Source organism: Xenophilus arseniciresistens, assembly GCF_028023875.1.
In the GTDB taxonomy this organism is placed as follows: Bacteria; Pseudomonadota; Gammaproteobacteria; order Burkholderiales; family Burkholderiaceae_C; genus Xenophilus; species Xenophilus arseniciresistens.
The window spans coordinates 441,072-457,994 of sequence record NZ_JAQIPB010000001.1 but is presented as its reverse complement, the minus strand read 5'-3'; the positions used below and the strand labels follow the sequence as shown (position 1 = coordinate 457,994).

Here is a 16,923-nt window from a genome sequence, read left to right as displayed (position 1 = left end):
ATGAAGGCTCATGCCTTTTGGGCGAAAGCCCAGGCCATCTCGGCCATCGGACGGGCGCCGCGTGCCGATGCCACGGCCTGCTCGCTCGATGCGGTGCCGGCCTCGACCCGCTTGGCAATGCCTTGCAGGATGGCGGCCATGCGGAACAGGTTGTAGGCCTGGTAGAAGTTCCAGTCCGGGGCCAGGGCCTCGGGCGTGGAGATGCGCGTGCGCTCGCAGTAGCGGCGGATGTATTCGGCTTCGCTGGGAATGCCCAGCGCCGCGAGGTCCACGCCGCCGATGCCGCGGCCCGTGGTCGGCGGCATGTGCCAGGACATGCAGTGGTAGCTGAAGTCGGCCAGCGGATGGCCCAGCGTGGACAGCTCCCAGTCCAGCACGGCGATCACGCGCGGCTCGGTGGGGTGGAACATCATGTTGTCCAGGCGGTAGTCGCCATGCACGATGGAGACCTGGCTCTGGTCTTTGGCGCTGGCGGGCATGTGGGCGGGCAGCCAGTCGATCAGGCGCTCCATGGCCTCGATGGGCTGCGAGAGTTCGCCCGCGCCGTCGGCCGAGGCCTTGTACTGCTTGCTCCAGCGGCCGATCTGGCGCTCGAAGTAGTTGCCGGGCTTGCCGAAGTCGGCCAGCCCGCGGGCTGCGAAGTCCACCGTGTGCAGGGCCGAGATCACGCGGTTCATCTCGTCGTAGTACGCGTCGCGCTCGGCGTTGCTGAAGCCGGGCAGGGACTGGTCCCACAGCACGCGGCCTTCCATGCACTCCATGATGTAGAAGGCGCGGCCGATCACGGCTTCGTCTTCGCACAGCACGTACATGGTGGGCACGGGCACGTCGGTGCCGGCCAGGCCCTTCATCACCTTGTATTCGCGCTCGATGGCGTGGGCCGAGGGCAGCAGCTTGGCCACCGGGCCGGGCTTGGCGCGCATCACATAACTGCGCGTGGGCGTGATGAGCTTGTAGGTGGGGTTGGACTGGCCGCCCTTGAACATCTGCACCGTGAGCGGGCCGGCAAAGCCGGGCAGGTTGCGGTCCAGCCATGCGGCAAGGGCCTCGGTGTCGAAGGCATGCTGGGCAGACACGGCGCGCGTGCCCTCGAAGGCGCTGAAATCCTGGCTCATGCTTGTCTCTGGCTCTCGCTGCGGTGCGGGCATGCGGCGGCGCGCCGCGTCGCTGCCCGGCGGGATGGGAAGAAGGGGGCGGGGAAGAAAGGCAGGCCGGGCGCGCAGGCCCGGCCGTGCCTGCGCAGGCTCAGCTGTCGGCCTGCGAGATGCGCGTGAGCGCTTCGCGGTCCAGCACGATGAGGCCGGCCGGCTCGATGCGGATCGCGCCCTCGCGCTCCATCGACTTGAGTTCCTGGTTCACGCGCTGGCGCGAGGCACCCAGCAGCTGGGCCAGCTCTTCCTGCGCCAGCTGCAGGCCGATGCGCGTTTGCGAGGCGTCTGCCAGGTTGGGCGTGCCGTAGCTGCGCACCAGGTGCACCAGCTGCTTGGCCAGGCGCGCGCGCAGCGGCAGCGTGTTGAGGTCTTCCACCAGCCCGAACAGCGTGCGGATGCGCCGCGCCTGCAGCCGCATCAGCGCCTCGTACAGCTCGATGTGTGCCGACAGGATCTTCTGGAAGTCGGCCCGCGCCACGCACAGGATGGTGGTCTCGCCATGCGCATACGCATCGTGCGTGCGCCGGTCGCCGTCGAACATCGCCACGTCGCCGAACCAGATGCCCGGCTCCACGTAGGTCAGCGTGATCTGCTTGCCCGACACCGCCGTGGAACTCACACGCACCGCGCCCTTCGCACAGGCAATCCACGAATCGGGTGGATCGCCGCGCGCGGCGATCAGGTCGCCGTCCTTGTAGCGTTTGACGAAGGCGCATCGGAGGATGTCGTGCCGCAGCGAGGGAGATAGTGAAGTGAACCAGCGACCACTGTTGATCGCCTCTCGTTCGTCGATGGTAAGAATGGGATCGTCCATGTTCTGTCTTATGAGCGACTGAAATTGATGAGCTTGTCGCGCGGGGGACGGCGCGTCATGCGGTGGGCTGCGCGCCCGCTTGCGGGCTGGGCGGCTGAGGATGGCCGGGCTTGCTTCTGGCAAGGAAGGCTTCGATGGCAAGGCCTGCATGGGGGTGGTGCAGGTTGCGCACGAAGTGATCGCGCTCCAGCCCCAATTGTGTGTTGAGCGTGGACTGCGGCGCTTCGGCCAGCAGGTCCTTGATGCTGGCCAGTGCGTTGGGCGCACGCTCGGCCAGGCTGTCGGCCAGCTTCAGCGCGCTGCTCAGGGCGCGGCCGCTGTCGCACAGCTGGTTGACCAGGCCCGCGCCATGCAGCCGCTCGGCCGCCAGCCGCTCGCCCAGCATCAGCCATTCGCTGGCGAGCTGGCGCGGCAGGGCGCGCGCGAGCTGCCAGCTCAGGCCGCCGTCGGGCGACAGGCCCACCTGGCTGTACGCAGCCGCGAACACGGCATCGCGCGCGGCCACCACGAAGTCGCAGGCCAGCGCCAGCGAAAAGCCGGCGCCCGCAGCCGCGCCTTCGACAGCCGCGATCACGGGCTTGGGGAAGGTGCGGATGGCCTCGATCCAGCTGTGCAGGGCTTCGATGCTCTGGACCTGCACCTCGGGCTCTCGCTCACGGTTGGCCTGCAGCCGCTGCAGGGAACCGCCGGCACAGAAGTGCCCGCCGCTGCCCGTGAGCACCACGGCGCGCACGTCGCGGCTGCCTTCGGCGCCGTTGAGCGCTTCCACGCCGGCGCTGTACATCTCGGGCGACAGCGCATTGCGCTGCTCGGGGTTGTGCAGGGTCAGCACCAGCGTGCTGCCCTCGCTGTGGCTGCGCAGTTCACCAGGCATGTTCAGGTCTCTTCATGTTTGAGGCTCAGGCCCAGCGCACCGCGGCGGCGCAGCCAGGGGCTGGGACGGTAGCGCGGATCGCCATAGACGGTCTGCAGATTGAACAGGATTTCCAGCACGCTGGTGGGGCCGTACAGGTCGCCCATGGCCAGCGGGCCCTGTGGATAGCCCAGGCCCAGCGTCACGGCGGTTTCCAGGTCGGCGGGCGTGCACACGCGCTGCTGGCACATGTCGGCCGCGATGTTGACGATGCTGGCCACCACGCGCTGGGTGACGAAGCCGCCGCTGTCGCGGATCACGCTGACGGCCTTGCCATCGCGTGCGAACAGCGCATGCGCCGCATCGCGCATGTCGGTGCGCGTGGCGGGGTTGGTGGCCAGCACGCGGCGCTGGGTGGCGGTGTCGTCCACCATCATGTCGATGCCCACGGTGCGCGTGGCATCCAGGCGCTCCACGGCGGCCACGGTGGTGACGTCGAAGCCCAGCGGCGCCACCACGATCAGCGCCTGCGCCGAAGGCGCGCTGCCGCTTTCGAGCTGCGCGCCCAGCGCATGCACCAGGCGCAGCAGTTCGCCCCGGCGCGTGGCGCGCGGCGGCACCCAGACCGGGGGCAGGGCATCCACCTGCGGCACGGCCTGTTCGGCGGGCTGCTCGGCCTGGCCCTGGGCATAGCGGTAGAAGCCTTCGCCGGTCTTGCGGCCCAGCACGCCGCCGGCCACGCGCTGCGCGGCGATCACGCTGGGCCGGTAGCGCGGCTCTTCGTAGTACTGGCGGTAGATGGACTCCATCACGGGGTGCGACACGTCCAGCCCCGTCAGGTCCATCAGTTCGAAGGGGCCGAGCCGGAAGCCGGCCTGCTCGCGCAGGATGCGGTCGACGGTGGCGAAGTCGGCCACGCCCTCGGAGACGATGCGCAGCGCTTCCGTGCCATAGGCGCGGCCCGCGTGGTTGACGATGAAGCCCGGCGTGTCCTGCGCCTGCACGGCGCTGTGGCCCATCTGCCGCGCGTAGCCGCGCAGCCGCTCGCACACGGCCGCATCGGTGCGGATGCCGGCGATGACTTCCACCACCTTCATCAGCGGCACCGGGTTGAAGAAGTGGTAGCCCGCAAAGCGCTGCGGATACCGCAGGCCGGCCGCCAGGGCCGTGACCGACAGCGAGGAGGTGTTGGTTGCGAGCACGGCCTCGGGCGCCAGCACCGACTCCAGCTCGGCCAGCAGCTTTTGCTTGATGGCCAGGTTCTCGATGATGGCTTCCACCACCAGGTCGCAGCCGGCCAGGCCCGCCAGCGTGTCCGTGGCTTTCAGCCGCGTGGCCAGTTCCTGCCGTTGTTCGGCGCTCATGCGGCCTTTCTCGACCAGCCGGTCCCATTGGGCGAAGATGGTGTCCCTGGCCTGGCTTGCCTGCCCCGCTGCAGCGTCGAACAGGTACACCGTGCTGCCGGCCTGGGCTGCGATTTGTGCGATGCCACGCCCCATTGCGCCCGCACCTACGATCCCAACTGAGTAAAAATTCACGGCAGTCATGTCTTGCTTGTTTCCTTGTTTTCTCAGTAGTTAACAAAAATGTCAAAATGTGAATACTTTTGACCTCAAGGGGCTGTCTTGCGCTTACACCCCATCGTCGTCGCCCTGTTTGTAACCTTCCTTGGACGGCAGGCGGCCGCCCTCGGAGTGGGCCAGCCGCAGGGCGACCTGTGGCTGGGAAGCCCGCTCGCGCTGCGCGTGCCGGTGGTGCTCGACAACGCGCAGGCGGTGGGATCGCTGTGTACGCAGGTCGAACTGCGCCAGGGCGACGCCACGCAGAGCCCCACCGCCGTGCAGGCCGTGCTGGAGCCCGGCCCCACGCCCGAGCGCCCCTACCTGGCGATTCGCAGCACGCGCGCCATCGAGGAGCCCGTGCTGCACTTGCGCGTGCAACTGGGCTGCCAGGGCAGCACCACGCGCGAATTCACCTTGCTGGCCGACCCGCCGACCGTGCGCCCGGCCATCATCGCTCCACCCGCAGGCGCCAACCCCTCTGTGGCCACGCGCCGGCCTGCCGCGGCGGGCTCTTCTTCTTCTCCTTCCTCGCCCGCCGCGCGCGCACCGGCGCCGGCCGCCGAATCTGCCACGGCCGCTGCGCGTTCACGCCCGGGCGAAGGCAGCCGCCGGAGCGCGGCCGTGGCAGGCCCGCAGGCAGGCTCCGCCAGCCCGGAGCGCGCGAAGCCTGCAGCGCGGCCCGCCTCAGCGCCCCGGGGCGCGGGCACGAGCGCCCCGCAGAGCCGACTGCAGCTCGATTCACTGGAGCCGTTGCCCAAGGAGATGCCGCTGCGCGTCGCACGGCGCCTGGAGACGCCGCTGGGCACCGCGGTGGTCACGGGCCCTGTGCCGGGCCTGCCGCAGGGCGAGGCCGCAGCCGGCAGCAGCCAGCCGGCGCCCGCTGCACCCACACCCGAGCAGGTCGAACGCACCCGGCAACTGGAAGCCGCGCTGGCCGAGCTGCGCGTGCAGGCCAGCCAGAACCGGCAGACGGTCGCGCAACTGCAGGGCGAGCTGAGCGAGGCGCGAGAAAGCCGCTACAGCAACTGGCTGATCCAGCTTCTGAGCCTGCTGCTGTTGCTGGCGCTCATCGCGCTGTGGATCGTCCGCAAGCGCTCCGATGGCGGGGCGCCGGACGAGGGTGGCAGCCCTTTCGCGCCGGTGCCGCAGCCTTCGATGCGCGAACGCCTGAGCCGGCGCCGCGCGTCCAGGCGGGCCGAGCCGGACGACGAGGAACTGCCCGATCCGCCGCGTTTCTTCGGCGCCGCGGCAGTGGGGCAGGCGGCCGCGGACGATGAGGACGACGACAGGGACGCGCCCGCGCAGGCGGCCACCGGCTTTTCCGACACCGTGCCCGGCAGCACGCTCTTTCACGCGCAGGCCGCGGCCACGGGCGAGCGTGCGCACGACGTGGACGAACTGCACGACGTGCAGCAGCAGGCCGAGTTCTTCAGTTCCCTGGGCGAGCACGAGCGCGCCGTGGAGGCGCTGCGCCATTACGTGGACGCGCATCCGCAGGCCAGCGCCATGGCCTACCTGGAGCTGCTGCACCTCTACCACCAGCTGCAGCGCAAGGACGACTACGAGGCCTTGCGCCAGCGCTGCCAACAGGCGCTGAACGTGCGCCTGCCCGACTTCCGCGGCTTTGGCGCGGTGGGCGGGCGCAGGCTGCAGGACTACCCCTGGGCGCTGGAGCGGCTGCAGAGCCTGTGGCCCAGCTCGCAGACGCTGGACCTGATCGAGGAACTGCTGTTTCGCAGCGGTGCCGAAGATGGCGAGCCCTTCGACCTGGCGGCCTACCGGGAGCTGCTGATGCTGCACGCCCTGGTGCAGGAGCAGCATTTCTCGGACGGCCAGCCCTGGCCGGCCCTGGAAGAGCTGCTGCGCCTGCCCGGGCACGAAGCCGAGCCGGGCGCGGCCGAATCGCCGCCCGCCGGCACCCTGCGCGCATCGTTGCGCGAGGAGCCCACGGGGCTGGACCCCTCGCTCTTCGTGCCCGAGCATTTCGCGCAGATGCTGGCGCAGGAGCATGACCGTTCGTCCGGCGCAGAGCTGCCGCCGCTGGAGCTGGACATGGACCTGAGCCGGCTCGAGGCGCAACTGATCGAAACCATCCCGCTGTCGCTGCGCCGCCCGCCCGAAGCCGCGCCGGAGCCGGAGTCCGAAGTGCCGACCATGCCGCTGCCGCTCAACGAGCCGCTGCGGCTGGTGCCGCGTGCCGACGAGACGCCGCCGCCTGCGCCCTCGCGCCCGCGGCCCGACAAATCCGGCGGCGGCTCCGGCGGCAGCCCGCAGGCACCGCGCCGCCAGCCCTGAGCGACGGCGCGCGCGGGCTGGCCAGGCTCAGCCCGCGCGCCGGGGCGCCTGTTGACGCTGGCGCCTTTCGATCCCCAGCCCCAGCGCAATGGCCAGCAACATCGCCATCACGCCAGCGGGTGCCATCCAGCCCGAAGCCCCGTGGGCCAGCAGCCAGCCCCCGCTGCCCGCGCCAATGGCCTGGCCCGTGTACATGGCCGAACTGTTGAGCGCCACCGAGCCGGCAGCGAGCGCGGGCGCCATGCCCACCAGCCGGGCCTGCTGCGCCGAGTTGGTGGCGAAGCAGCCCAGGCCCCAGGGCACCATCACCAGGCACACGGCCAGCCAGCTGTGCGCCAGGCCCAGCGGCCACAGCAGCAGGCCCAGGGCCACCAGCGAACTGCTCAGCGTCACCATGCGGCCCGCGCCCAGGCGGTCGATGTGGCGGCTGGCCAGCATGTTGCCCGCCAGCCCGCACAGGCCGAACAGCGCCCAGAACAGGCCCAGCTGCAGCGGCGTGGCATGGAGCTGGTCGCGCAGCAGGGGCGCGAGGTAGCTGCTGAGCACGAACTGCCCCGAGCTTTGCAGCAGCGTGACCAGCACCACGCCCATGAGCAGCGGGTTGCCCAGCACCCGGCCCCAGGCGGCGCGCGACAGGGCTTCGGGGCGCACATGGGGCGGCAGCGCGCGCCAGACCCAGGCCGCGCACAGCAGCGATGCGAGGGCGATGACTCCGAAGGCCACGCGCCAGCCGAACTGCCCGCCGATCACCGCGCCCATGGGCATGCCCAGCACGGAGGCCAGCGACCAGCCCAGGAACACGAAGGTCACGGCCCGGCCGCGCTGTTCAGGCGGCACCAGCAGGCTCACGCAGGCCGCGGCTTGCGGCGTGAAGATGGCGGGCGCCACCACGGTGAGCATGCGCACCACCAGCACGCTGGCGTAGTCCGGCATGGCTGCCGCCAGCGCATGGCCCGCGGCGTACCAGAGCAGGGAGGCTGTGAGTAGCACCCGGCGGTCCCAGCGGGCCACCAGGCTGGCCATCAGCGGTGCGCCCACGCACATCACCAGCGCGCCAGCCGTGATCAGCTGGCCCGCGGTGGCCACGCTGACTTGAAGCGAATCGCTGAGCTGGTTGAGCGTGCCGGCTACCACCATCACGCCGGAGCCGATCACGAAGTTGCCCGCAAGCAGGGCCCACAGGGCGGCCGACGGCCGCGCCGGGCGACTCACCGGCGCACCTGGAGCGCGCCTGGGTTCACGATGTTGGTGGGGTTGCCCTTGATGAAGCTGACCACGTTGTCAAAAGCCTGGCCGAAGTACAGCTCGTAGCTGTCCTGCTCCACATAGCCGATGTGCGGCGTGCAGATGCAGTTCTCCAGCCGCAGCAGCGCATGGCCCTGCAGCGGCGGCTCGCTCTCGAACACGTCCACGGCGGCCAGGCCCGGGCGGCCGCGGTTCAGGGCCGCGAGCAGTGCATCGGCCTCCACCAGCTCGGCCCTGGAGGTGTTGACGAACAGGGCCGTGGGCTTCATGCGCTGCAGGTCCTCGAGCCGCACCAGGCCGCGGCTGTCATCGTTCAGGCGCAGGTGCAGCGACAGCACGTCGCTCTGCTCGAACAGGGCCTCGCGGCTGGCTGCGATCTGGAAGCCGTCGGAGCGCGCGCGCTCGCGGCTGCCCTCGCGGCCCCAGATCAGCACCTGCATGCCGAAGGCCTGGCCGTAGCGCGCCACGATCTGGCCGATGCGCCCATAGCCCCAGATGCCCAGCGTCTTGCCCTTGAGCACCGAACCCAGGCCGAAATTGGCCGGCATGGCCGCCGACTTGAGACCCGACTGCTGCCAGGCGCCGTGCTTGAGGTTGCTGATGTACTGCGGCAGGCGGCGCATGGCCGCCATGATCAGCGCCCAGGTCAGCTCGGCCGGCGCCTGCGGCGAGCCCGAGCCCTCGGCCACGGCCACGCCGTACTCCGAGCAGGCGTTGATGTCGATGTGCGGGCCGGCGCGGCCGGTCTGCGAGATCAGCTTGAGCCGCGGCAGCTTCTCGATCAGCTGGCGGGGGATCTGCGTGCGCTCCCGGATCAGCACGATGACATCGGCATCCTTGAGCCGCACCGACAGCTGGCCGATCCCCTTGACGGTGTTGGTGTAGACCTTGGCGGCGTAAGCGTCGAGCTTGGAGGCGCAGTTCAGCTTGCGCACCGCGTCCTGGTAGTCGTCGAGGATCACAATGTTCATGGGCGTTCATTGTGCCTCGCGCCCACGGGCCGGCCGCTCCGGGAACGGCTTGTTGCAGCCCTCAGTGCAAGTGGCGCGAGCCCGCTGCGGGCGACTGGGCGGCTTCCAGGGCGGCCAGGCGGTCCAGCTCGGCACACACGTCTTCCATGCGGCCTGAAAGCAGCACGCGCGGGCTGCTGCCACCCGCACGCGCCTTGCCGTCGGCTTCTGCCAGCCGCACCACGCGCAGCGGACGGCTGGGGCGGGCGGCGGCCCGGGCAGGGCGCTCGGGGCAGGGCGCAGGATGTTGTCGCGCGGCGCCCGGGTGCGGGCGTACCTGCACGTAGCGCAGATCGGCGTCGAGTGCGACCGAAGGCTGATGCGTGCCGCGCGCGCTGCGCGTCATCCAGCGATGGCTCAGCAGCGACTGGATGGGCGTGAACAGATCGGACAGGGCGAGCAAAGCGATTCCCATGTGAACTCCTGGAGCGAGGGGTGAGACACAGGCAGGATTCAGAACAGGCGCGCATGCCAGGGTGATGGCCGCCAAGGCCATACGCCCGCCACCTGGCACGGCGCCGACGTGCTACATGAGCATCGTGTTTCGGATCAGGCCCACCGCCAGTCCCTCGATCTCGAAGGGCTCGCCGGGCTCGACGATGATGGTCGGGTAGTCGGGGTTCTCGGCATGCAGCTCGATCAGATCCTTGGTGCGCTTGAGCCGCTTGACGGTGACCTCTTCGCCCAGGCGGGCCACGATGATCTGGCCGTTGCGGGCTTCGCGCGTGGCCTGCACGGCCAGCAGGTCGCCGTCCATGATGCCGGCGTCGCGCATGGACATGCCGCGCACCTTGAGCAGGTAGTCGGGCTTGTGCTGGAACAGCGTGTTCTCGACGTAGTAGGTCTGATCGACGTGCTCCTGCGCCAGGATGGGCGAGCCCGCAGCCACGCGGCCCACCAGCGGCAGGGCGAGTTGCGACAGGCCGGGCAACGTGAACTGGTGGCTGCGCGATTCGTGCAGGGAGCGCAGCGCATCGCCGCGCAGCCGGATGCCGCGCGAGGTGCCGCTGACCAGTTCGATCACGCCCTTGCGCGCCAGGGCCTGCAGGTGCTCTTCGGCCGCGTTGGCGGACTTGAAGCCCAGCTCGGCCGCGATCTCGGCCCGCGTGGGAGGGGCGCCGGTGCGTGCGATGGCACCCTGGATCAGTTCCAGAATCTGCTGCTGCCGGACGGTAAGCTTGACGGAGGGGGCGTTGAGCACGTTGCAACTCCTGCGGCACAGGGCCTGCGTTCACTGGATGCAGGCATCACTGTTTGCCTATCCAGTGACTGTATTTTTAACCAGCTATTGACGATCTGGCAAGCGCCATGGAGCCATGAACGATGAGTGATGTGCAAAGGATGCGACAGGTGCTGGTGCTGGGCACGGGCGGCACCATTGCCGGCGCGGCCGCCGACGCGGCCGACGCGCTGGGCTACAGGGCAGGCCAGATCGGCGTGCAGCAGCTGCTGGGCGGCATCGCGGTGCCCGGCGTGGCGCTGCAGGCGGCGCAGGTGGCCAACATCGACAGCAAGGACATGGACCTGGCCGTGTGGCAGGCCCTGGTGCGCCGCCTGGTGCAGGCGCTGGCGCAGGACGGGCTCGATGGCATCGTCGTCACCCACGGCACCGACACGCTGGAGGAAACGGCCTTCTTCCTGCACAGCGTGCTGCCGGCGGGCAAGCCCCTGGTGCTGACCTGCGCCATGCGGCCGGCGACGGCGCTGGCGCCCGACGGCCCGCAGAACCTGCGCGATGCCGTTGCGGTGGCCGCCACGCCCGGGGCCACCGGCGTGCTGGCCGTCTGCGCGGCCAGGGTGCATGGCGGCGCCGCGCTGCGCAAGCAGCACACCTACCGGCTGGACGCCTTCAGCTCCGGCGACGAAGGGCTGCTGGGCGACATGGAGGAAGGGCGCTTGCGCCGCCTGAGGGATTGGCCGCAGCCGCCCGCCTCGGCGACCGAGGCGCGGCGGCAGAAGGTGCTGGCGGCGCCTGCCTTGCCGCGGGTGGAGATTCTGGGCAACCACGCGGGTGCGGACGGGCGCCTGATCGATCTGCTGCTGCGCGAGCGCGCGTCTGGGTCCGAGGATGCCGTTCAGGGCCTGGTGCTGGCGGGCACCGGCAACGGCACCCTGAGCCAGCCCCTGGAAGCCGCTGCGCTGCGCGCGCAGGCGGCCGGCCTGCCGGTGTGGCGCAGCACGCGCTGTGCGGCGGGGCGCGTGCTGGCGCATGCGGGCGACGTGCTGCCCGGTGCCGGCGCGCTCACGCCGGTGCAGGCGCGCATCGCCATGCAGCTCGCGCTGCTCGATGGGCAAGCTGCGCCCACGCCGCCAGGCTGAGGCCAGGCGCGCAGACCAAAAAAAGAAAACCCCCGTGGGCTGCACGGGGGTTTTGTCTGGGCGAGGCGGGCCGTGCTTCAGCTGGCCAGTGCCTGCAGCGCGCGCTGGGTGATCTCGTCCACCGTGCCCACGCCGCTGATGGCGCGGTACCTGGGGGCGGAGTCTGCGTCCTCCCTGGCCCACTTGGCGTAGTAGTCCACCAGCGGGCGCGTCTGCTGGCTGTAGACGTCCAGGCGCTTCTTGACGGTTTCTTCCTTGTCGTCCTCGCGCTGGATCAGCTCTTCGCCGGTCACATCGTCCTTGCCTTCGACCTTGGGCGGGTTGAAGCGCACGTGGTACGTGCGGCCCGAGGCCGGGTGCGAGCGGCGGCCGCTCATGCGTTCGATGATGTCGGAGAAGGGCACGTCGATCTCGAGCACGTAGTCGAGCTTGACGCCGGCCGCCTTCATGGCGTCGGCCTGGGGGATGGTGCGCGGGAAGCCATCGAACAGGAAGCCTTGCGCGCAATCGGGCTGGGCAATGCGTTCCTTGACCAGGTTGATGATCAGGTCGTCGCTGACCAGGGCGCCTGCGTCCATCACGGCCTTGGCCTGCAGGCCCAGCGGCGTGCCGGCCTTGACGGCGGCGCGCAGCATGTCGCCGGTGGAAATCTGGGGAATGCCGTACTTCTGGCAGATAAAGGTCGCTTGCGTGCCCTTTCCGGCCCCTGGGGCTCCCAACAAAATCAGTCTCATGCTGTCCTCGAGGTTTTTTGGAATCTGTCGCAGGCTTGGGAGCCGCGTGTGCCATGCAGGCGTGTCATGCAGGGCGCAGGTGCCGTTGAGGATAGCATGCGCTCGCCGCGCGAATCGTCGCCTGCGCGATGCCGGCGCCCCGCAATGGGGCCTGCGATGCGGGTTCCGCGCGTGCGGCTTCAGTGCCCGAACAGGGCCCTGACGCGGGCCAGGTCCTCGGGCGTGTCCACACCCGCGCCGGGCGCATGCGCGCTCACGTGCACCGCGATGCGGTGGCCGTGCCACAGCACGCGCAACTGCTCCAGCGCCTCGGTCTGCTCCAGCGGCGACACCGGCAGGCCCGGAAAGGCGCGCACGAAGCCCGCGCGGTAGCCGTACAGGCCGATGTGGCGCAGCGGCGCGGGCGCGGGCAGCGCGCGCGGGCCCTCTTGCACGCTGCTGCCGTCGCGCCACCAGGCGATGGGCGCGCGGCTGAAGTACAGGGCCAGGCCCTGCGCGTCGAGCACCACCTTCACCACATTGGGGTTGCGGAAGTCGTCCAGGCTGTCGATGGGGTGGGCCGCCGTGCCCATGGGCAGCTCGGGCCGCGTCACCAGCAACTGGGCCACGGCGTCGATGAGCGAGGGCTCGATTAGCGGCTCGTCGCCCTGCACGTTGACCACGATGGCGTCGTCGGGCAGGCCCAGCAGCTCGCAGGCTTCGGCCAGCCGGTCGCTGCCGGTGGCATGGTCGGTGCGCGTCATAAGGGCCTGCACGCCGTGCTCGGTGCAGGCCTTGACGATGCGTGCATCGTCCGCGGCCACCACCACCTGCGCGGCCTGCGAGCGCGCCGCGCGCTGCGCCACGCGCACCACCATGGGCAGGCCGCCGATGTCGGCCAGCGGTTTGTCTGGCAGGCGCGTGGAAGCCAGCCGCGCAGGGATCAGGACCGTGAAGCTCAAGACATGGCCCCCATGCTGCCCGGCGCTGTGCTCAAAGCTCTAGCTCCTCGTCGCTCAGCGTGCGGGCTTCGGTTTCGAGCAGGATGGGAATGCCGTCGCGCACCGGGTAGGCCAGGCGGGCGCTGCGCGAGCTCAGTTCCTGCTTCTGCGGGTTCCAGGTCAAGGGGCCCTTGGTGACGGGGCAGACCAGCAATTCAAGCAGCTTCGTATCCATGCGTGGATGATAGTCGTGGCACCTGAGCGAGCTTCGCATCCAGTGCAGCGAAGAAGGCCGGCTCGGGCATGAAGTGCAGTGGCACCGCCAGGGCCGTGGGCGCGCGCTGCCAGAGCTTGGCCGCGTCCTTTTCGGTGCACAGCAGCAGCGCGTCTGCGGGCCAGGGCGGCGGGCCGGCGAAGTCGTGGTGGTCGGGCAGCGCGATGCACTGCGCAGGCTGCACGCCGCGTGCGCGCAGCATGTCGAAGAAATTTTGCGGCTGCGCGATCCCGGCCACCGCCACCAGATCGGCGCGCTGCGCCAGTTCGGCCAGCGGCACGCTGCGCCCGTCGCGTGTCACGGCGGCATCGGCCAGCGCGCGCTGCGCGGTGAAGCCATCGAAAGCGGGCTGGCTGCCGGTGTGCAGCACCAGGTCGCAAGGGCGGGGCCAGGCTTCGCGCAGCGGGCCGGCCGGCAGCAGCCAGCCGTTGCCCACGCCGCGGTCGTCGAAGACGCAGATCTCCACGTCGCGCGCCAGGGCCAGGTGCTGCAGGCCGTCGTCGCTCACGATCAGCTGCAGCTGCGGATGCGCAGCCAGCAACCGCTGTGCGGCGGCAACGCGGTCGCGGTCCACGGCCAGCGGAGCGCCCGTGGCGCGCACGATCAGCAGCGGTTCGTCGCCCACGTCGCGCGGGTCGCTGCCCGGCAGGACCAGGCGCCCCTCGTTGGTGCGCCGCCCGTAGCCGCGCGAGACCACGCCCACCTGAAGGCCGCGAGCACGCAGGTGCTGCACCAGCGCGATCACCACCGGCGTCTTGCCCGCGCCGCCCGCGACCACGTTGCCCACCACCACCACGGGCACGGGCAGCCGGTGCACGGTCTTCCAGCCGCGTCGGTATTGAAGGCGATGCACGGCTGCGAGCCCTGCAAAAAGCCAGGACAGCGGACGCAGCGTCCAGGCCAGCGCCCCGCGGGTGCGCCAGGCGCGCTGCAGCAGGCCGGCGGCGCTCACGGGCAATGCAAAGGCCGGGGGGGCGGCGCTCAGGGCGCCGCGCGCGCCGCCGACTGGGCGGCGAAGGTGATCTGCATGAGGCCCGCGCGCCGCGCGGCCTCCATCACGGTGATCACGGACTGGTGCGGCGCCGATGCGTCGGCGCTGATGATGATCACGCTGCCCGGCGCGCTGCCGGCGGCGGCGCCCAGTGCGGCGGCCACGCTGTCCACGCTGCGGTCTGGCAGCTGGGTCTTGTTGACGGCATAGCGGCCGTCGGCCGCCACGGCCACGATCACTTCCTTGGGCCGGTCGCGCTGCTGTTCGGTGTCGGCCACCGGCAGGCGCACCTCCATCTCGGTGAACTTGCTGTAGGTGGTGGTCAGCATCAGGAAGATGAGGATCACCAGCAGCACGTCGATGAAGGGGATCAGGTTGATCTCCGGCTCCGGCGTGCTGCCGCGGTCAAAGCGCATGCGGCTCATCGGGTGCGTCCTGGTGCGCTCAACGGCGCACGCGGGCCAGGTGGCGCGCGAACTGCTCGCCCGCCAGTTCCATCTTGAGCAGGTATTCGTCCACGCGCGTGCGGAAGTAGCGCCAGAAGATCAGCGCCGGAATGGCGACGATCAGGCCGAAGGCCGTGTTGTAGAGCGCGATGGAGATGCCATGCGCCAGTTGCCCCGGGTTGCCCGAGACCCCGCCGCCCGCGGTGGGCGCCTGCGAGCCGAAGATCTCGATCATGCCGATCACGGTGCCCAGCAGGCCCAGCAGCGGCGCGGCCGAGGCGATGGTGCCCAGCGCAGGGAGGTAGCGCTCGAGCCGGTGCGCCACCGAGCGGCCGGCCGATTCCATGGCCTGGCGCACGTCGTCGTCGCTGCAGGCCGGATTGGCGTTCACCGCCCTGAAGCCGGCGGCCAGCACGCTGCCCAGGGCCGAGTTCTGTTCCAGCCGCGTCACCACGTCGGGGCCCGGCACGCCGCCCTGCGAGGCATGCATGGCCTCGTCCAGCAGCTTCGGGGGCAGGACCTTGGCCGGCTTGAGGCTGACGAAGCGCTCGATGATCAGCGCCAGGGCCGCCACGGAGCAGATCAGCAGGGGCCAGATCGGCCATCCAGCAGCAACTATGATCGAAAACAAGAGCGTCCTCCGGGCGCGCGGCCCTGCATTTCAGGCGCGGCGATTATGACCGAGCGCCTTGACCGTTCTCCCTCTCACAGAGCCGTCATCTGACGCACATTTTCTGTGGACAACTTTGTGAGTAACCGCATGCGGAAGTGCCGCGAGGCCGCGCCGGCTGGGCCTCGCAACAGAACGACGCAATTTTGAGCAGTAATTTCTTCAATCACGACAGTCACTTGCACAGCAACCTGCGGCTTTCCGGGGCGCCCTGCAGGGCTTTTCCGGCCGCTGCCGGCCGGCGGGCCGGGCTGGGGACGGCTGTGAGGGCGCGGGCATGAACACGCCACTTTCCGGCCAGGCCCCGGCCTCCCGCGTCTGGGCCGTGGGCGCGCTGTGCCGCGCCGTGGCCGATGCCCTGGAGGCCCGCTTCAACCCGGTCAGCGTGCAGGGCGAGATCTCGGGCTTCATGCGCGCGGCCAGCGGCCACTGCTACTTCACGCTCAAGGACGATGCGGGCCAGCTGCGCTGCGCCATGTTCCGGCGCGCCGCGCAACTGCTGGACTTTGCGCCGCAGGGCGGCGACCGCGTGGAACTGCGCGGCCGGCTTGGCGTCTATGAGCCGCGCGGCGAGCTTCAACTGGTGGTCGAGAGCCTGCGCCGCGCCGGCCAGGGCTCGCTGTTCGAGCAGTTCCTGCTGCGCAAGGCCAAGCTGGAGGCCGAGGGCCTGTTCGATGCGGCGCGCAAGCGGCCGCTGCCGGCGCTGCCACTGCGCATCGGGCTCGTCACTTCGCCGGGCGCCGCTGCGCTGCACGATGTGGTGACGGCGCTGCGCCGCCGCGTGCCCCACCTGCCGGTGGTGCTGGCGCCGGCTTTGGTCCAGGGCGCGCAGGCGCCTGCCGAGCTGATCGCCGCACTGCAGTCGCTGTACACGCTACAGCCCGCCGTGGACGTGATCCTGCTGGTGCGCGGTGGCGGCTCCATCGAGGACCTCTGGGCCTTCAACGACGAGGCCCTGGCCCGCACCATCGTGCGCAGCCCGGTGCCGGTGGTGGTGGGGGTGGGGCACGAGACCGACTTCAGCATCGCCGATTTCTGTGCCGACCTGCGCGCGCCCACCCCCACGGCCGCGGCCGAACTGGTGGCCGCGCCGCGTGAACAGCACCTGGCGCTGCTCGAGCAGTTGCAGCGGCGCCTGCGCGATGCGCTTGTGGCCCAGATCGACCAGCGCGGCCAGCGGCTGGACCGCGTGGCCGCCCGGCTGGGCCGGCCGTCTGCACTGGCCGCGCGCCAGCAATTGGCGCTGCAACAGCGCGCGCAGCGCCTGCGCCATGGCCTGCGCATCGCGCTGCAGGCAGCGCAGGATCGTCATGCTGAGCGGCAACAGGCCTTGCCCCGCGCACTGGCCGGGCATGTGCAGCGCCAGGCGCAGCAACTGGAGCGGCTGGCGCTGCGGCTGGGCCTGCTCGATCCCGCGGTGGTGCTGCAGCGCGGCTATGCCTGGCTCACCGATGCCTCGGGCCAGGCCCTCACGCGCGTGGCGCAACTGCAGCCCGGTGCCGCCATCCACGCCACGCTGGCCGACGGCCAGGCGCGCATGACTGTGGACGAAGTGGGGTCAGGCCCCGGTCCGACGCGAACGCGCGCCAATCGTTCCTAGAATCCCCGACTCCAATTCCAACCAACCCACGAGCAATCA

General features: G+C 70.5%; 17 protein-coding genes. 3 read left to right on the top strand and 14 right to left on the bottom strand.

Features of this window, described 5'->3' with window-relative positions; translation table 11 throughout:
• Positions 1-8: 8 nt before the first annotated feature.
• From PGB34_RS01990 to PGB34_RS01975, 4 genes are all read right to left on the bottom strand, one after another.
• Positions 9-1,115 carry a phosphotransferase gene (locus tag PGB34_RS01990; protein WP_271426388.1) on the bottom strand — a complete coding sequence of 369 codons (1,107 nt, stop codon included), beginning with the start codon at positions 1,113-1,115 and terminating at the stop codon, positions 9-11.
• Between the two features lie 130 nt (positions 1,116-1,245).
• Positions 1,246-1,965: a Crp/Fnr family transcriptional regulator gene (locus PGB34_RS01985; RefSeq protein WP_271426387.1), complete on the bottom strand. Its 720-nt coding sequence runs from the start codon at positions 1,963-1,965 to the stop codon at positions 1,246-1,248.
• A 55-nt stretch (positions 1,966-2,020) separates the two neighbouring features.
• Complete coding sequence (locus PGB34_RS01980) at positions 2,021-2,839, bottom strand: oxepin-CoA hydrolase, alternative type (protein WP_271426386.1); 819 nt, start codon at positions 2,837-2,839, stop codon at positions 2,021-2,023.
• A gap of 2 nt (positions 2,840-2,841) precedes the next feature.
• Positions 2,842-4,365, bottom strand: coding sequence for a 3-hydroxyacyl-CoA dehydrogenase (locus PGB34_RS01975; protein WP_271426385.1), 1,524 nt, complete (start codon positions 4,363-4,365; stop codon positions 2,842-2,844).
• A gap of 78 nt (positions 4,366-4,443) precedes the next feature.
• Here PGB34_RS01975 and PGB34_RS01970 point away from each other — a divergent pair, with 78 nt between their 5' ends.
• Positions 4,444-6,675, top strand: a complete 2,232-nt coding sequence (locus PGB34_RS01970) for a type IV pilus assembly protein FimV (RefSeq protein WP_271426384.1) — start codon at positions 4,444-4,446, stop codon at positions 6,673-6,675.
• A 27-nt stretch (positions 6,676-6,702) separates the two neighbouring features.
• Here the strand turns inward: PGB34_RS01970 and PGB34_RS01965 are convergent, their stop codons facing one another.
• From PGB34_RS01965 to lexA, 4 genes are all read right to left on the bottom strand, one after another.
• Entirely contained in the window at positions 6,703-7,887 is a 1,185-nt protein-coding gene (locus tag PGB34_RS01965) for an MFS transporter (protein ID WP_271426383.1), read from the bottom strand.
• On the bottom strand, positions 7,884-8,891 hold the full coding sequence (locus PGB34_RS01960; protein WP_271426382.1) for a D-2-hydroxyacid dehydrogenase family protein: 1,008 nt from the start codon (positions 8,889-8,891) through the stop codon (positions 7,884-7,886). Before PGB34_RS01960 ends, PGB34_RS01965 begins: the two co-directional genes overlap by 4 nt.
• A 61-nt stretch (positions 8,892-8,952) precedes the next feature.
• On the bottom strand, positions 8,953-9,345 hold the full coding sequence (locus PGB34_RS01955; protein WP_271426381.1) for a hypothetical protein: 393 nt from the start codon (positions 9,343-9,345) through the stop codon (positions 8,953-8,955).
• Between the two features lie 111 nt (positions 9,346-9,456).
• Positions 9,457-10,131: a transcriptional repressor LexA gene (gene lexA, locus PGB34_RS01950; protein ID WP_271426380.1), complete on the bottom strand. Its 675-nt coding sequence runs from the start codon at positions 10,129-10,131 to the stop codon at positions 9,457-9,459.
• Between the two features lie 122 nt (positions 10,132-10,253).
• On the opposite strand from lexA, the gene PGB34_RS01945 reads away from it, so the two are divergent.
• The gene (locus PGB34_RS01945; RefSeq protein WP_271426379.1) at positions 10,254-11,249 is read left to right on the top strand and encodes an asparaginase; all 996 of its coding nucleotides are present in this window, start codon (positions 10,254-10,256) and stop codon (positions 11,247-11,249) included.
• Positions 11,250-11,326: 77 nt separating this feature from the next.
• On the opposite strand, the gene adk is transcribed toward PGB34_RS01945, so the two are convergent.
• From adk to PGB34_RS01915, 6 genes are all read right to left on the bottom strand, one after another.
• A complete protein-coding gene (adk, locus tag PGB34_RS01940) occupies positions 11,327-11,983 on the bottom strand; it encodes an adenylate kinase (RefSeq protein WP_271426378.1) in 657 nt (218 codons plus the stop codon).
• A 179-nt stretch (positions 11,984-12,162) separates the two neighbouring features.
• Positions 12,163-12,924, bottom strand: a complete 762-nt coding sequence (gene kdsB, locus PGB34_RS01935; protein WP_271426377.1) for a 3-deoxy-manno-octulosonate cytidylyltransferase — start codon at positions 12,922-12,924, stop codon at positions 12,163-12,165.
• Between the two features lie 31 nt (positions 12,925-12,955).
• Positions 12,956-13,138 carry a Trm112 family protein gene (locus PGB34_RS01930; protein WP_271426376.1) on the bottom strand — a complete coding sequence of 61 codons (183 nt, stop codon included), beginning with the start codon at positions 13,136-13,138 and terminating at the stop codon, positions 12,956-12,958.
• Positions 13,119-14,129, bottom strand: coding sequence for a tetraacyldisaccharide 4'-kinase (gene lpxK / locus PGB34_RS01925; RefSeq protein WP_271426375.1), 1,011 nt, complete (start codon positions 14,127-14,129; stop codon positions 13,119-13,121). Before lpxK ends, PGB34_RS01930 begins: the two co-directional genes overlap by 20 nt.
• Positions 14,130-14,158: 29 nt before the next feature.
• A complete protein-coding gene (locus PGB34_RS01920; protein ID WP_408647825.1) occupies positions 14,159-14,584 on the bottom strand; it encodes an ExbD/TolR family protein in 426 nt (141 codons plus the stop codon).
• Between the two features lie 28 nt (positions 14,585-14,612).
• Positions 14,613-15,245: a MotA/TolQ/ExbB proton channel family protein gene (locus tag PGB34_RS01915; RefSeq protein ID WP_271426373.1), complete on the bottom strand. Its 633-nt coding sequence runs from the start codon at positions 15,243-15,245 to the stop codon at positions 14,613-14,615.
• A gap of 316 nt (positions 15,246-15,561) precedes the next feature.
• Here PGB34_RS01915 and xseA point away from each other — a divergent pair, with 316 nt between their 5' ends.
• Positions 15,562-16,884 (top strand): exodeoxyribonuclease VII large subunit, encoded by a 1,323-nt coding sequence (gene xseA / locus PGB34_RS01910; protein ID WP_271426372.1) that lies wholly within the window; start codon positions 15,562-15,564, stop codon positions 16,882-16,884.
• The last annotated feature ends 39 nt before the right edge of the window (positions 16,885-16,923 follow it).

Coding starts and splice junctions, on each gene's coding strand:
- PGB34_RS01990 (WP_271426388.1), bottom strand. CDS start 1,115: ATGAGCCAGGATTTCAGCGCCTTCGAGGGCACGCGCGCCGTGTCTGCC.
- PGB34_RS01985 (WP_271426387.1), bottom strand. CDS start 1,965: ATGGACGATCCCATTCTTACCATCGACGAACGAGAGGCGATCAACAGT.
- PGB34_RS01980 (WP_271426386.1), bottom strand. CDS start 2,839: ATGCCTGGTGAACTGCGCAGCCACAGCGAGGGCAGCACGCTGGTGCTG.
- PGB34_RS01975 (WP_271426385.1), bottom strand. CDS start 4,365: ATGACTGCCGTGAATTTTTACTCAGTTGGGATCGTAGGTGCGGGCGCA.
- PGB34_RS01960 (WP_271426382.1), bottom strand. CDS start 8,891: ATGAACATTGTGATCCTCGACGACTACCAGGACGCGGTGCGCAAGCTG.
- PGB34_RS01955 (WP_271426381.1), bottom strand. CDS start 9,345: ATGGGAATCGCTTTGCTCGCCCTGTCCGATCTGTTCACGCCCATCCAG.
- PGB34_RS01945 (WP_271426379.1), top strand. CDS start 10,254: ATGAGTGATGTGCAAAGGATGCGACAGGTGCTGGTGCTGGGCACGGGC.
- adk (WP_271426378.1), bottom strand. CDS start 11,983: ATGAGACTGATTTTGTTGGGAGCCCCAGGGGCCGGAAAGGGCACGCAA.
- PGB34_RS01930 (WP_271426376.1), bottom strand. CDS start 13,138: ATGGATACGAAGCTGCTTGAATTGCTGGTCTGCCCCGTCACCAAGGGC.
- PGB34_RS01920 (WP_408647825.1), bottom strand. CDS start 14,584: ATGCGCTTTGACCGCGGCAGCACGCCGGAGCCGGAGATCAACCTGATC.
- xseA (WP_271426372.1), top strand. CDS start 15,562: ATGAACACGCCACTTTCCGGCCAGGCCCCGGCCTCCCGCGTCTGGGCC.